This window comes from Allobosea sp. FG18 (genome assembly GCF_057809495.1).
Genome location: NZ_JBMDKB010000010.1, coordinates 66978 through 81298 on the forward strand (window position 1 = coordinate 66978; position 14321 = coordinate 81298).

The following is a 14321-nucleotide window of genomic DNA, read 5'->3' on the forward strand; positions in this document are numbered from 1 at the left end:
CACAAGCGGCGAGTGCTTCACAGAACTCTCGTTGGCGCGGAGAGGTGTCGCGGGCGCTCAGGCCCGCGAGGCGGTCCGCACGCTGCGCACGAAATCCGCGACATAGCGGTCGAGCGCCTCGGCCTGCTCGTCGACCTTGCGGGCGGCGTCCGCGACCTGGATCGCGGCATCGCCGGTGACCCGCGCTTCGGCGCCGACGGCCCCGACATTGACGGTGACGGCATCGGCGCTCAGTGCGACGGCCTGCGCGTCGGCGGCGATGGTCGAGGCGATGCCGGCCTGGCGGCTGACGACGTCGGCGATCGCGCCCGAGGTCTGCTCGATCGTCGTCATCGTGCCTTCGATATGGGCGACGGCCTCGAAGGCGGTCGCGGCGGCGCCGCGGATGTCGGCCAGCGTCTCGGCGATATCGCGGGTCGCCTTCTGGGTCTGCTCGGCGAGAGTCTTGACCTCGCCGGCGACCACGGCGAAGCCGCGGCCGGCTGTTCCGGCGCGCGCGGCCTCGATCGTCGCGTTGAGGGCGAGCAGGTTGGTGCGGGCCGCGATCTCCTCGATGAAGTCGAGCACGGCACGGACCTTGTCGGCGGCCTCGGTCAGCCCGGCGACGTCGCTGCGCGTGCTGCGGACGTAAGATGCGGCGGCGCGGACGGTGTCGTCGGCATGGCTGGTCTGGCGGGTCAGCTCGCGGATCGAGGCCTCGATCTCCTCGGCCGCGACCGCGACGCTGCCGACGCGGCGCGAGGCGCTGTCGGCCTCCTGCGTCACGCTCTCGGCGCGCAGGGTGGTCTTGTTGGCGTTCTCGACCATCTGGCCCGCGGCATCGTGCATGCCGCGCAGCGAGGCGCTGACATCGCCGAGCGCCTTGCCGACAGTCCGCTCGAGATCACCAGCGAGTGCGTCGAGCGTCGTCTTGCGCAGCGTCTCGACTTCGTTCCGGCGCGTCTCCAGCGTCTTCTCGGCGGTGATGTCGAGCAGGATTCCGTCCCACACCAGCGTTCCGTCGCGGAGGCGCCGCTTGGTCGATTCGCTGCGCAGCCAGACGATGTCGCCATCCGCGCCATGGTAGCGTCCCTCGAAGCGCCAGAGCGTTTCGGTTTCCTGCTGGTCGCGCCGCATCTGCTCGAAGCGGGCGCGATCCTCTGGCAGGAGCTTGTCGAGCCAGACCCCGGGATCCCGTTCGACCTCTTGCTTGGTGATCCCCAGCAGCTTGTCGATGGCGAAGGAGGCGAACTGGTAGGTCATCGTGCCGTCCGGCCGCACGATGCGCTGGTAGAGCGTGCCCGGCGCCCGGTCGATCAAGGTACGCAGCCGATAGGCCGTCTCCCGCCTTTCGCTGTCGTTGATCACGATGATGCCGGTCAGGAAGATGCCGATCGTTCCGACCAGGATCATGACCGGGACCGCCTCGCGCAGGAAGCGCTCGCCGGCCGCGCCGGGGATGAAGCCCACCGAGGCGATCAGGACGATGGCGTCGATGGCGCTGAGCGCCGCGAGATCGCCGAGGCCGAGCGGACGCCGGCGCCGCGCCAGCCACAGCGCATAGGCGATGCCGATGACGGCACGCGCGACGATGCCGGTGACGCCGGTGACCATGCCGACGCCGCCGCTGAGATAGCGCATCGCGACCAGCGGCGCGGCTGTCAGGACGGAGGCGATCGGGCCACCGACCGGGCCGGCGAGGATCGCGAAACTGTTGCGGGAATCGACGACGAGCCCGGGCTGGAGCACGAACGGGTTGCCCATGCTGACGAGCGCGCCGGCGGCGAACAGGATGCCGACGATCACTTGGCGCAACCAGGCCCGGTCGCCCAGCCGGGGTGTGGCGACGGTCAGCAGCAATCCCGCAAGCAGCAGGAAGAACAGGCTTTCGGCGAGGTTGATCAGCAGCAATGTGGAGATCCTGGCCCGATTCGGCTGCCGAACAGTGCTTTGAATTGTTGAAAGCCATCCTAACGGATGGCCTTGGCCGGACATTTTGCTAGCGTGCCGGCGCAATGCGCCAGAGCTCTCCCCCCGAATCCGCCCGCCCCGCGTCCCCGGCTGCCGCCGCGGCCGAGCGCGTCACGCCGATGATGGCGCAGTACGTCGAGATCAAGGCCGCCAATCCGGATTGCCTGCTGTTCTACCGGATGGGCGATTTCTACGAATTGTTCTTCCGGGACGCCGAGATCGCCTCGCGTACCCTCGGCATCGTCCTGACCAAGCGCGGCAAGCATCAGGGCGACGACATTCCGATGTGCGGCGTGCCGGTCGAGCGCGCTGACGACTACCTCCAGCGCCTGATCGCGGCCGGCCATCGCGTCGCCGTCTGCGAGCAGACCGAGGACCCGGCCGAGGCCAAGAAGCGCGGCAACAAATCGGTGGTGAAGCGCGACGTCGTGCGCCTCGTTACGCCCGGTACGATCACCGAGGAGCGGCTGCTCGAACCCGGCCGCGCGAGCCTCCTCGTCGCCGTCGCGCGCCGCAAGACCGGCGAGGCAGCCTCGCTCTACGGCCTCGCGGCGATCGACATCTCGACCGGCCGTTTCACCGTGATGGAGACGCCGCAGGAGCGGCTCGCCATCGAGTTCTCGCGCCTGGAGCCGCGCGAGATCGTCTGCCCCGATGCCATTCACGACGATCCCGAGCTCAGGGAGTTCTGGCGCGAGATCACGATTCCCGTGACACCGCTCGCCCGTGATGGCCTCGACGCGGCCTCCGCCGAGCGGCGTCTGAAAGAGTTCTTCGGCGTCGCCACGCTCGATGCCTTCGGCGCCTTCACGCGCGCCGAGATCGCGGCGGCCGGTGCGGCATTGGCTTATGTCGAGCGCACCCAGCTCGGCGCCCGCCCGCCGCTTTCGGCCCCGGTGCGCGATGCCGGCTCGGCGACGATGCTGATCGACGCGGCGACCCGCGCCAATCTCGAACTGACGCGCACGCTCGGAGGCGAGCGCCAGGGCAGCCTTCTCGCCACGATCGACCGCACGGTGACGCCGGGCGGGGCGCGCCTGCTGGCCGAGCGCCTCGCCGGGCCGTTGACCGATCCCGCCGCCATCGCCGCGCGTCACGATGCGGTGGAGCTTCTGGTCACTGACGCCGGCCTGCGCGAGGATCTGCGCTCCGCTCTGGAGAAGGTCCCGGACGTTGCCCGCGCGCTGGCGCGGCTCTCGCTCGACCGTGGTGGCCCGCGCGATCTCGCCGCGCTCGGCGCCGGGTTGGATGCTGCCCGCGCGATTGCCGCCTTGCTCGTCCGGCGCGGCGAGCTCCCCGTCGAGCTTGCCCGCGCCATGCGCGCGCTCGGCGAGAGCGATCCCGATCTGCCGCTTCGCCTCAACGCGACGCTGGCCGACGAATTGCCGTTGAATCGCCGCGACGGCCGCTTCGTGCGCGAAGGCTTCGATCCGGCGCTCGACGAATTGCGCCTGCTCCAGATCGACTCGCGCAAGGTCATTGCCCAGTTGCAGGCGCGCTACGCGGCCGAGACCAATTGCCGGACGCTGCGTATCAAGCACAACGCCATGCTCGGCTATTTCGTCGAAGTGCCCCAGGCGACCGGCGAGGAATTCCTGCGCGATCCCTGGCGCGCGACCTTCGTGCACCGCCAGACCATGTCCGACGCGATGCGCTTCTCCTCGGTCGAACTCGGCGAGCTCGAGGCCAAGATCGCCTCCGCCGCCGACCGGGCGCTGAAGCTCGAGCTCGCGATCTTCGCCGCGCTCAGCGAGGCGGTGCTCGCCCAGGCCGAGCCGATCAAGGCTGCCGCGCTGGCACTGGCGGAACTCGATGTCGCCGCGGCCCTGGCCGATCTCGCGACCCGCGAGGGCTGGAGCCGCCCGCAGGTCGATGACGGCGCAGCCTTCACCATCGAGCGCGGCCGCCATCCCGTGGTCGAGGCGGCGCTGAAGCGCGACGGCAAACCCTTCGTCGCCAACGATACCGAATTGTCGCCGCCGGGCACTGAGGCGAAGGGCGGACGCATCTGCCTGATCACCGGTCCGAACATGGCCGGTAAATCGACCTTCCTGCGTCAGAACGCCCTGATCGCGGTGCTCGCCCAGATGGGCTCCTTCGTGCCGGCTACGGCGGCGCATATCGGCATCGTCGACCGGCTGTTCTCGCGTGTCGGCGCCGCCGACGACCTGGCGCGCGGCCGCTCGACCTTCATGGTCGAGATGGTCGAGACCGCCGCGATCCTGAACCAGGCCGGGCCGCGCGCGCTCGTCATCCTCGACGAGATCGGGCGCGGCACCGCGACCTTCGACGGTCTGTCCATCGCCTGGGCCGCGATCGAGCATCTCCACGAGATCAACCGCTGCCGCAGCCTGTTCGCGACGCACTACCACGAGCTGACGGCGCTCGGAGACCGGCTCGACCGCGTCGCCAACGCGACCGTCCGCGTCACCGAATGGAAGGGCGAGGTCGTCTTCCTGCACGAGGTCGTGCCGGGCGCGGCCGACCGCTCCTACGGCATCCAGGTCGCCAAGCTCGCCGGCCTGCCGCCGGCCGTGGTCGAGCGGGCCCGCGCCATTCTCGGCGAATTGGAGAAGACCGAGCGCGAGAAGCCGGTCGCCTCGCTGGTCGACGATCTCCCGCTCTTCGCCGTGCCGCCGCGCCGGGCCGCGCCGGTCGTCGTCGAGGGGGAGCCGGACGGATTGCGCGAGGCGCTCGCCGGGATCGACCCGGACGAGATGACCCCGCGCGAGGCGCTGGAAGCGCTCTACCGGCTGAAGGGTTTGGGCTGAGCGGTTCTGGAGGACGTCTCCACGCTGTCATCCCGGACAAGCCGCGTCAGCGGCGCCGATCCGGGATCCATGCCGGAGCGCGGCCCATAGAGGTTCAGGCATGGATCCCGGGTCTGCGCTTCGTTCCGCCCGGGATGACGGCGCGCTTTAATGGATCGGGGCGTCAGCCCAGCCGCTTGATGGCGGTGATCGCGCCAAAGCTCTTGGCGCGGATGCGGTCGCGTGCCTCTCGCAAGGGTTCGCGATAGACGCTCATGACGTGCCCGCTCGCATGGAGCAGCGTGTCAGGGTCTGTCAGGATGCCGACATGGCCCTTCCAGAAGACGAGGTCGCCGCGCTGGAGCCCTGACAGGTCCTCGCGCAGTTCGACCGGCCGGCCGAGCGTCGCTTCCATCATGTCGGAATCGCGCGGCGCGGCGATGCCGGCCGCCGCCAGGCAAAGCTGGGTCAGGCCCGAGCAGTCGAGCCCGAGGCTGGTCTTGCCGCCCCAGAGATAGGGCACGCCGACGAAGCGCTCGGCGACAGCGACGAAATCCGTCTCATGCTCGTCGAGCGGCGCGAGATGGGCGGCGAAGACATGGCCGCCATCGGCCAGAACCGCGAAATCGCCCTTGCTCTCGACGACGGCGACAGAGGCGCCGAGCGAAAGCCAGGTCAGCGGCGGCAGTTTGATCGAAGGGCCGGGATAGACGAAGGTCCGCAAATCCGCGACGCGATGCGTCGGCGCGGGCTGGTCCGGCCGCAGGGCATCGTCGGGGATGTAGCCGACATAGCCGTCGCCCGCGAGCTGCGCCCAGGCCCAGCCTTCCTCGCGCTCATAGACCTGCACCAGCTCGCCGGCGAGCGCCTCGGTGTCGAGCGGGGCGTCGGGGCGCGGTTCACGCCGCACCGGAGCGGAGGCCGCGACGACGCGCATCGCCTGCGGGTCGGCGAAGCGCGAGGCCTCGACTTGCCCCGTCAGCGCGCGGGCGGCGAGATCGGGGCGGAAGGCGTGGATGCGGCGGTCGAGAATCGCGGTCATGGCGGCAATCTAGCGTGGCGGGAGGCGGTCGGGGAGAGGCGTCAGCTTCCGCCGATCTCCTTGGCATGCTCGGTCACGAGATCGGCCAGCCGCTCGACGGCGAGCGCCCCGGCGACGGTGCGCTGGATCACGACATTGCGGCGGTCCGCCTCGTCGCGCTTGCGCGTCAGCAGGCCGAGCTTGCCGAGTGTGTCGAGCGCGCGCGTGATCACCGGCTTGGTCACGCCGAGCTGCTTGGCGAGGCCGCGTACGGTATGCGGCGGCAATTCGAGATAGACCGTCAGCAGGATCGCGGTCTGGCGCGCCGAGAGATCGGCATCGTGGTCCCGCACCAGATCGAGATGGACCTGCCGCCACAGCTTGAGCGCCTGCGAAGGTCTGATCTCCAGGGGCATAAAGACACGGGTCCAGATCGTTACGGACCCGTATCATTAGCGCGGTGGCGCTGTCGCGCAATCGCCTTCGCCGATCAGCCTTAACTGCGCGGATAAAGCTGCTTCACCAGCGCGTGGATCAGCCTTGCACCCTGGCATTCGCCGCCTTCCGGCCGTCCCGGCCTGGCCGCCGGATTCCAGGCATAGATGTCGAAATGGACATAGGATTGCGCCTTCTCGACGAAGCGGTTGAGGAACAGCGCCGCCGTGACCGAGCCCGCCATACCGCCGCTGGAGATGTGATTGACGTCGGCGATCTTGGACTCGAGCAGGCCGTCATAGGGCGGCCAGAGCGGCAGCCGCCAGACTGGGTCGTTCATGGCCATGCCGAGCCGGGCGATCTCGGCGGCGAGGCTTTCGTCATGCGTGTAGAAGGGCGGCAGTTCAGGCCCGAGCGCGGTCCGCGCGGCGCCGGTCAGCGTCGCGAAATCCACCAGCAGCGCCGGCGCCTCTTCGTCGGCGAGAGCCAGCGCATCGGCCAGGATCAGCCGACCCTCGGCATCGGTATTGCCGATCTCGACCGAAAGGCCCTTGCGGCTGGCCAGCACGTCGCCGGGCCGGAAGGCATTGCCCGACACGGCGTTCTCGACGGCCGGAACGAGCAGGCGCAAGCGTACCGGCAGCTTCGCCAGCATGATCATCCGCGCCGCCGCGATCGCTGCCGCTGCGCCGCCCATGTCCTTCTTCATCAGCAGCATCGAGGCATCGGGCTTGAGATTGAGCCCGCCAGTGTCGAAGGCGACGCCCTTGCCGACGAGTGTGACCTTGGGATGGGCGGGATCGCCCCAAGTGAGGTCGACGAGCCGCGGCGCCCGCGTCGAGGCACGGCCGACCGCGTGGATCATCGGGAAATTGCGGGCGATCAAGTCGTCGCCGATGATGCTGGTGACCGTCGCACCGCATTCGGTGGCGAGTCCGCGGATCGCCGCTTCGATCTCGCCCGGTCCAAGCTCATTGGCTGGCGTATTGACGAGGTCGCGCGCCAGCATCGCGGATTCGGCGATCTGGCTGATCTCCTCGCCATCGACGCCATCGGGGATGACCAGCCGGGCGCGTGCCGGGTTCGGCTTGCGGTAGCGATCGAAACGGTAGCCCTGCAGCAGCCAGCTCAGCGTGGCCAGCGCGGGATCGCCGATCTCTCCCGACAAGATGTAATCGCCGGCGGGCAGCAGCGCGGCGAGCCGCCCGGCCGCGAACGGATCGGGCCGGCGCGCGGTAGCATCGATGCCGAGCAGGACAGCCGCCAGCGCCCCTTGTGCGTCGGGCAGCAGGCAATGCTGGCCGGCGCGGGCGGCAAAACCCTGCGCGAGGGCGAAGCTGCGCTGGGCCGGAGAGAGCTTGTCCTGAAGCGCGGGCCAGGTGCTGGCCGAGGCGACGTGAACGGGAATGGCGGCGGCGGGAGCGGAGATCAGAAGACTATGCACGGAGCGCTGTTTCGGTTTCGGGCAGGGGCGTCGGGGAGGCAATTAAGAATGCATTAGGGTTAACGCTTTATCACCGGATCGACCAGTGAACCCATCCAGACGACCCGTTTTCGGGAGGCGATCCGGCCCATGTCTTCTGCCCGGCCCCATTCTTCAGCCCGCGAGCCCGCGCGGGGCTCCCGTACAGGTCTCGGCCTCGCCGTCTGTCTTGCGGCGCTCGCTCTTGCCGGTTGCCAGGGCCGTGGCGGTCTGGGTGACATCACCGGCTCGATCGGCCGCAGCCAGGCTAGCCAGCCGCGCACCGCGTCGGACTGGCAGGCTGATCGCGAGACCTGGGCCAAGCGCTACGATGCCAATCCCAAGGACCGCGACGCCGCCTTCTACTATGCGCGGGCGCTGCGGAGCCTCGATCAGAACGCACAGGCCCTGGCCGTGCTGCAGAGCGCCATCCTCATCCATCAGGACGATCGCGAGCTGCTCGGCGCCTATGGCCGCACGCTCGCGGACAACGGACGTTTCCGGGAGGCGGACGACGTGCTGTCGCGGGCGCATTCGCCCGAGCGTCCGGATTGGCGAATCCTGTCGGCGCAGGGCACGGTCGCCGACCAGCTCGGCGAGCACGCGCGCGCCCAGCAGATCTACCAGTCGGCGCTGAAGCTTGCTCCCAACGAGCCGACGATCATGTCGAACTACGGGCTGTCGCTCGCCCTGTCGCGCAACCTGCCGGAGGCCGAGCGCATTCTGTCCGAGGCCGTGGCCTCCGAGCGGGCGGATGCTCGCGTCCGCCAGAATCTCGTGCTGGTCCTCGGCCTGCAGGGACGCTTCGGCGAGGCCGAGACCCTCGCCCGCCGCGACCAGAGTCCGGCCGAGGCCGCGGCGGCGATCGCCTATCTCAAGCGCAGCGTCAGCCAGCAGAACAGCTGGGAGTTGCTCAAGGGCGGCAAAGGTCGGGCTCAGGCGCCGGCGCGGCAGCCGGCGGTCCAGGGAGCGGGTGCCATGCCTGCCGCCGCCCCGCCGGCCTAAAGACGGCATCTCCGACGAACCTGGCGCGCCTCGGAAGACTCGTGCAGAACCGAAGAAGGCCGGAGCCCTGGGGCTCCGGCCTTCTTCATCAGCGGGCCTAATGCCGAAGCGTGCAACGGTGCTGCCATCTTTGCGCGGGGTCGAAACCCGGCGATCGCGCAGCCTTCACTTCCAGTGGAAGACCTGCACCAGGGCGGGCGTCATGATGATGACGAACAGCACCGGCAGGAAGAACAGGATCATCGGCACCGTGAGTTTCGGCGGCAGCGCAGCCGCCTTCTTCTCGGCCGCCGACATGCGCTGGTCGCGGCTTTCCTGGGCCAGGACGCGCAAGGCGGTGCCGAGCGGCGTGCCGTAGCGCTCGGCCTGGATCAGGGCTGTCGAGACCGATTTCACGCTCTCGAGGCCGGTGCGGATCGCGAGGTTCTCGTAGGCGATGCGCCGGTCGCTCAGATAGGACAGCTCGGCCGTGCACAGCGCGAATTCCTCCGCCAGCGGCACCGACTGGTTGCCGATCTCGCCCGCGACCTTCCGGAACGCGTGCTCGATCGACATGCCGGATTCCACGCAGATCAGCAGCAGGTCGAGCGCGTCCGGAAAGGCCTGGCGCATCGACATCTGCCGTTTGCTGGCCTGGTTCGACAGGAAGATTTCCGGAGCCTTGATGCCGAGATAGGCGCCGGCGATCGCCATGGCGATCTTGATCGTGAAGGGCTGGCCGAAACCATTGATGGCGAAGACGTAGAACAGCGTGAACAGGAACAGCCCGACAGGAGCGGCGAGGCGGAAGAACAGGAAGGTGACTTCCGCCTGGGGGCCGCGATAGCCGGCCATGGCGAGCTGCTTCTTGGCGTTTTCCGTGCCGAGCCAGTCGCCCAGTTTGAAGCGCTCCACGATGCGCCGCATATAGGCTTTCGGCTCCTGCCGCAGCGAAACCTTCTCGTTCTGCCGGTTGAGTCTCTCGCGTTCGCGGGCGCGGATTTTTTCGCGCTCCGTCGCGACATTCTTCATGCGCTTCTGGAGATTGTTGCCCTCGGTCAGCGGAATCGCGATCGTCAGCACGGTCGCTGCCGCCGCGATGGCGGCCAGCAGCGCCAGCATGAACTGCGGATTGGTGACGCTGTTGGCGATCTGGGCAATCATTGTCCGTCTCAGATGTCGAAATTGATCATCTTTTTCATGATGAAGATGCCGATGAGCATCCACAGGCCGCTCGCGACCAGCGCAACCTTGCCGGCCTGGGTAATCCAGAGAAGCTCGATGTATTTCGGGGTGGTGAGCCAGACGAGGATGGCCACCACCGGGGGCAGCGACCCGATGATGGCCGCCGAGGCCTTGGCTTCCATCGATACCGCCGCGATCTTGTCGCGCATCTTGCGGCGCTCGCGCAGCACGCGTGACAGGTTCCCGAGCGTCTCGGAGAGGTTGCCGCCGGTCTTCTGCTGGATGGCGATGACGATCCCGAAGAAATTGGCCTCGGCGCAGGGCATGCGCTCGTTCAGTTTGACGACGGCTTCCGACAGCGGCAGGCCCAGCGCCTGCGACTCGATGATCATCCTGAATTCGCTCTTCACCGGCTCCGTGGCTTCGTTCGCGATGATGCGCAGGCAGTCGTTCACGGGCAGGCCTGCCTTGATGCCGCGCACGATGACGTCGAGCGCGTTGGGGAACTCGACGCCGAAATTCTTCAGGCGCGTGCTCTTGCAACGTTTCAGGAACCAGGCAGGCATGCCGAAGCCGCCGATGAAGAGGCCGACGAGACCGAGGATCCAGTTTCCGCTCGCGAGCCACAGCAGGAGCCCGACCGCGGCCGCGATTCCCGCGCTGATCCCGTAATATTTCTTGGGGGTCCAGGTTAAGCCGGCCTGGCCGATGCGCTGCTCGAGCGAGATCTTGTTGCGCGCGTTCTCGCGGTTCTCGATATCCTTCAGGCTCTGCGCGATCTGGCCGCGTTTGTTGCGGGCCTGCGCCTCCCGGTCGATGCCGCGCACCGCGCTCGGCCCGGCGAACTCCTTGCGCCGCTTCTCGGCGCGCTTCTCGCCGCTGAGCGTCGGATAGAGCAGGGCGTAGACCACGCCGCCGACGGCGATCATGGCCAACAGCGCGACGGCGAGCATGCTCGTGTTCATGCCCGGCCTCCGCGCGAGAGCTTCCGTTCAGAGGGCATGGCTGGTGCCCGCTTCTTCGAGCTGGTCGAGAGCGGCGGCGAGGCGCTGGTCCTCGTTGAAATAGCGCGCGCGCTCCCAGAAGCGCGGCCGCCCGACGCCGGTGGCGCGGTGCCGGCCGATGAGCTTGCCGGCGGCATCCTCGCCGACGATGTCGTAGAGCATCAGGTCCTGCGTCGTGATCACTTCGCCTTCCATGCCCATCACTTCGGTGATGTGGGTGATCCGGCGCGATCCGTCGCGCAGGCGCTGGGCCTGGATGATGACGTCGACCGACGAGCAGATCATCTCGCGCAGCGTCTTCGAGGGCAGGGAGAAGCCGCCCATGGTGATCATCGATTCGATACGGCTCAGGCACTCGCGGGGCGAGTTGGCGTGCAGCGTGCCCATCGAGCCGTCATGGCCCGTGTTCATCGCCTGGAGCAGGTCGAAAGCCTCGGGTCCGCGCACCTCGCCGACGATGATACGTTCCGGACGCATGCGCAGGCAGTTCTTGACGAGGTCGCGCATCGTCACCGCGCCCGTGCCTTCGAGGTTGGGCGGGCGTGTTTCGAGGCGCACCACATGCGGCTGCTGGAGCTGCAGCTCGGCCGCGTCTTCGCAGGTGATGACGCGCTCGTCTTCGTCGATATAGTTGGTCAGGCAGTTGAGCAGCGTCGTCTTGCCGGAACCCGTGCCGCCCGAAATGACGATGTTGCAGCGGACCCGTCCGATGATCTTCAGGATCTCGGCGCCCGGCGGCGAGATCGCGCCGAACTTGACGAGCTGGTCGAGCGTCAGCTTGTCCTTCTTGAACTTGCGGATGGTGAGCGCCGGGCCGTCGATGGCCAGCGGCGGCGCGATGACGTTGACGCGCGACCCGTCGGCGAGGCGCGCGTCGCAGATCGGCGAGCTTTCGTCGACGCGCCGGCCGACCTGGCTGACGATGCGCTGGCAGATGTTCATCAACTGCGCGTTGTCGCGGAAGCGGATATTGGTGAGCTGGATCTTGCCGGCGGTTTCGATGAAGGTCCGGTTGGCGCCGTTGACCATGATGTCGGCGATGTCGTCGCGGGCCAGCAGGGGCTCGAGCGGTCCGTAGCCGAGCACGTCGTTGCAGATGTCGTCGAGCAGCTCTTCCTGCTCCGCGATCGAGAGCACGACGTTCTTCAGCGAGATGATCTCGTTGATGATGTCGCGGATTTCCTCGCGCGCCGATTCGGCATCGAGCTTCGCGAGCTGCGACAGATCGATGGCCTCGATCAGCGCCCCGAAGATCATGCTCTTCATCTGGTAGTAGTCTTCGGAGCGCGGGGTCGCCTCGACCACCGGCGCGACCCTGCGTTCCTCCATGGCGGCCGGAGCGAGCTCGGGTTTGCGCGACGCGGCCTGGGCGGCCACGGGCGCTCTTGCGTTCAGGTTGGGCGCGGTACCGGCGCCTGCGGATCGCTTGCCGAACATCTCAACACTCTCCCGCCCGATCCGGGCCGGTCTCTTGCCTGGCGTGCGGGCGTCTCCCCGTCATCGTCAGTCCCTGTCCCTCACGAGGCCTTGCGGCGCTTCAGCTTCGCGACGAATGGCTCGAGCAGGCTGCGCCGGCCCCGCTTGGCTTCGCCGCGTCCGGTCAGCGCGCTGGCGATCTGGGTGAAGGCCTCGGTCGCCTTGCTGCCCGCCTGCACCTCGGCGATCATCTGGCCGTTATTGGCGGCCGTGCCGAACAATTGCGCGTCGAACGGAACCGTGCTGAGCACGTCGATGCCGAGTGCCTTGGAGAACTCTCCGGCGTTGATCTCCGGCCGCTTGGGGACGCCGACGCGGTTGAGGACGAGCCGGGCGACGGCATCGTTGGGCCGCGTCGCCCGCGACAGGTCGACCAGGTTCTTGGCGTTGCGCAGGGAGGCGAGCTCGGGTTCGGCGACGATGAGGATTTCGTCGGCGCCGAGCACCGTCCGCTTCACCCAGGCGTTCCACTGATGCGGCACGTCGAGGATGATGCAGGGCACGCTGGCGCGCAGCAGGTCGAGGAGCTGTTCGAGCGCGTCCTCGTCGAGATCGACCGTCCGGTCCAGGATCGCCGGAGCGGCCAGCAGCGCGAGATTGTCGCTGCAGCGCGACAGGAGCCTGTCCAGCATGTTGGAATCGAGGCGCTCGGGCGCGAATACCGCTTCCGCGATGCCTTGCGGCGGGTCCTGGTTGAAGTTGAGCCCGGCCGTGCCGAAGGCGATGTCGAGGTCGACCACGACGGTCGAGGCATCGAGATTGCGCGCGATCGCCCAGGAGATGTTGTGCGCGACGGTCGAGGCGCCGACGCCGCCCTTGGCCCCCATAACCGCGATGACGCGGCCGAGATTGCGGGCCTCCGGGGCGATGTAGAGCTCCGACAGCGTGCGCAGGATGTCGAGTGGCTCCAGCGGCGCGATCAGATATTCGCTGACGCCGCGGCGGATCAGGTCGCGATAGAGCTGGACGTCGTTGACATGGCCGATCACGACGACCTTGGTGCCGGGGTCACAGCTTTCGGACAGGGATTCGAGATGCGAGACCAGCGTTGCGGGGTCGGCCACGGCTTCGAGCACGATGACGTTGGGCGTGGGCGCGGCGCGGAAGGCCTCGACGGCGGCCGCCGGCCCGCCCATCTGGACGCGGGCATGGGCCTTGTCCATGCGCCGGTCGGCGACCGCGGCCTGCATGGTCGCGGCGACGGCCGGCGTTTCGCAGAAAGCCTGCAGCGTGATGCGCGGCAGCGGCGCGATGATCTCGTCGTTCGGCAGGTCGAGCGCGGGGACGTCGCGGGTTTCGGCGTGCATCAGTTGCCTCCGACCGCCGAGTTGATCTGCGGCGTCTGCTGGCGGTACTGGGTCGAGGGATCCCGGCCCTCGCGAAGCTTGGTGATGGCGCCCATGCGCTTGACGATGTCGGGGCGGCCCTCGTCGCGGGAGCGGACGAGATCGATCGGATCGGCAATCTGCGCCGCCAGCGTCGCCTGCGATGTGCAGCCGAAATTCCAATAGGGTGCGTTCGAGGCCGAGAACCTGAAATCGGAGGCGCCCAGGTCTGTCGGCCATTGTCCGCAAGAATGCGCCACGCTTGCCTGCAGCGAAGCGAAGGTCAGGCGGATTGGCGAGGTCAGGCCGGGATCCCGGACGGGATAGCTGCGGACGCTGAGGACGGCGGGTGAGACGCCGCCGCGCGACAGCGCTGCCCGGATGCCGTTCAGCGTGTCATGGGCCGCTCGGTCGCGGCGATCGCCGGTCGGGACCTCGGCCACCAGGCCGCCTTTGCCGGAGCGGCGAAATTCGCGGGCGAAGCTGGCGACATCCTCGGCCTGCCGGGCATCGAGCGTGCTGCCGCTGCGCCCGACGAAGACGTCGAGCGAGCGTGGAGCGTCGCGCAGCACGATCGGGTGCCGCTCGCGCACGTCTTCCGGTCCGTAGGCGAGCGTGTCGCCCTCGGGCGCGCGCTTGGCGCAGCCGCCGAGGAGGGCACTGAGCGCCAGCACGGCGACGATCAGGCGTGGTCCTGTCGAGTCGATCCGGGAGGAAACCGTCATGGTC

11 protein-coding genes are annotated in these 14321 nt (G+C 68.3%); 2 read left to right on the plus strand and 9 right to left on the minus strand.

The window, feature by feature from the left end:
• Positions 1-57: 57 nt before the first annotated feature.
• A complete protein-coding gene (locus tag ACODTJ_RS12985) occupies positions 58-1890 on the minus strand; it encodes a methyl-accepting chemotaxis protein (RefSeq protein ID WP_454658843.1) in 1833 nt (610 codons plus the stop codon).
• A 104-nt stretch (positions 1891-1994) separates the two neighbouring features.
• Between ACODTJ_RS12985 and mutS the strand changes: the two genes are divergently transcribed.
• Positions 1995-4721, plus strand: a complete 2727-nt coding sequence (gene mutS / locus ACODTJ_RS12990; protein WP_454658842.1) for a DNA mismatch repair protein MutS — start codon at positions 1995-1997, stop codon at positions 4719-4721.
• 163 nt (positions 4722-4884) lie between these two features.
• Here the strand turns inward: mutS and ACODTJ_RS12995 are convergent, their stop codons facing one another.
• The 3 genes from ACODTJ_RS12995 to ACODTJ_RS13005 all read right to left on the minus strand — a co-directional run bounded on the left by ACODTJ_RS12995 (position 4885) and on the right by ACODTJ_RS13005 (position 7600).
• Complete coding sequence (locus tag ACODTJ_RS12995) at positions 4885-5742, minus strand: C40 family peptidase (protein WP_454658841.1); 858 nt, start codon at positions 5740-5742, stop codon at positions 4885-4887.
• A gap of 41 nt (positions 5743-5783) precedes the next feature.
• Positions 5784-6137 carry a MarR family winged helix-turn-helix transcriptional regulator gene (locus tag ACODTJ_RS13000; protein ID WP_265057266.1) on the minus strand — a complete coding sequence of 118 codons (354 nt, stop codon included), beginning with the start codon at positions 6135-6137 and terminating at the stop codon, positions 5784-5786.
• Between the two features lie 80 nt (positions 6138-6217).
• Complete coding sequence (locus ACODTJ_RS13005; RefSeq protein WP_454658840.1) at positions 6218-7600, minus strand: leucyl aminopeptidase family protein; 1383 nt, start codon at positions 7598-7600, stop codon at positions 6218-6220.
• A gap of 129 nt (positions 7601-7729) precedes the next feature.
• Here ACODTJ_RS13005 and ACODTJ_RS13010 point away from each other — a divergent pair, with 129 nt between their 5' ends.
• Complete coding sequence (locus ACODTJ_RS13010; RefSeq protein WP_454658839.1) at positions 7730-8623, plus strand: tetratricopeptide repeat protein; 894 nt, start codon at positions 7730-7732, stop codon at positions 8621-8623.
• 165 nt (positions 8624-8788) lie between these two features.
• Here ACODTJ_RS13010 and ACODTJ_RS13015 read toward each other — a convergent pair whose 3' ends face one another.
• The 5 genes from ACODTJ_RS13015 to ACODTJ_RS13035 all read right to left on the minus strand — a co-directional run bounded on the left by ACODTJ_RS13015 (position 8789) and on the right by ACODTJ_RS13035 (position 14317).
• Complete coding sequence (locus tag ACODTJ_RS13015; RefSeq protein ID WP_454658838.1) at positions 8789-9766, minus strand: type II secretion system F family protein; 978 nt, start codon at positions 9764-9766, stop codon at positions 8789-8791.
• Between the two features lie 8 nt (positions 9767-9774).
• Positions 9775-10752 (minus strand): type II secretion system F family protein, encoded by a 978-nt coding sequence (locus tag ACODTJ_RS13020; protein WP_454658837.1) that lies wholly within the window; start codon positions 10750-10752, stop codon positions 9775-9777.
• A gap of 27 nt (positions 10753-10779) precedes the next feature.
• The gene (locus ACODTJ_RS13025) at positions 10780-12228 is read right to left on the minus strand and encodes a TadA family conjugal transfer-associated ATPase (RefSeq protein ID WP_454658836.1); all 1449 of its coding nucleotides are present in this window, start codon (positions 12226-12228) and stop codon (positions 10780-10782) included.
• Between the two features lie 80 nt (positions 12229-12308).
• Positions 12309-13574 (minus strand): CpaE/TadZ family protein, encoded by a 1266-nt coding sequence (locus ACODTJ_RS13030; RefSeq protein WP_454658835.1) that lies wholly within the window; start codon positions 13572-13574, stop codon positions 12309-12311.
• Positions 13574-14317: a CpaD family pilus assembly protein gene (locus tag ACODTJ_RS13035; protein WP_454658834.1), complete on the minus strand. Its 744-nt coding sequence runs from the start codon at positions 14315-14317 to the stop codon at positions 13574-13576. Before ACODTJ_RS13035 ends, ACODTJ_RS13030 begins: the two co-directional genes overlap by 1 nt.
• Between the last annotated feature and the right edge of the window lie 4 nt (positions 14318-14321).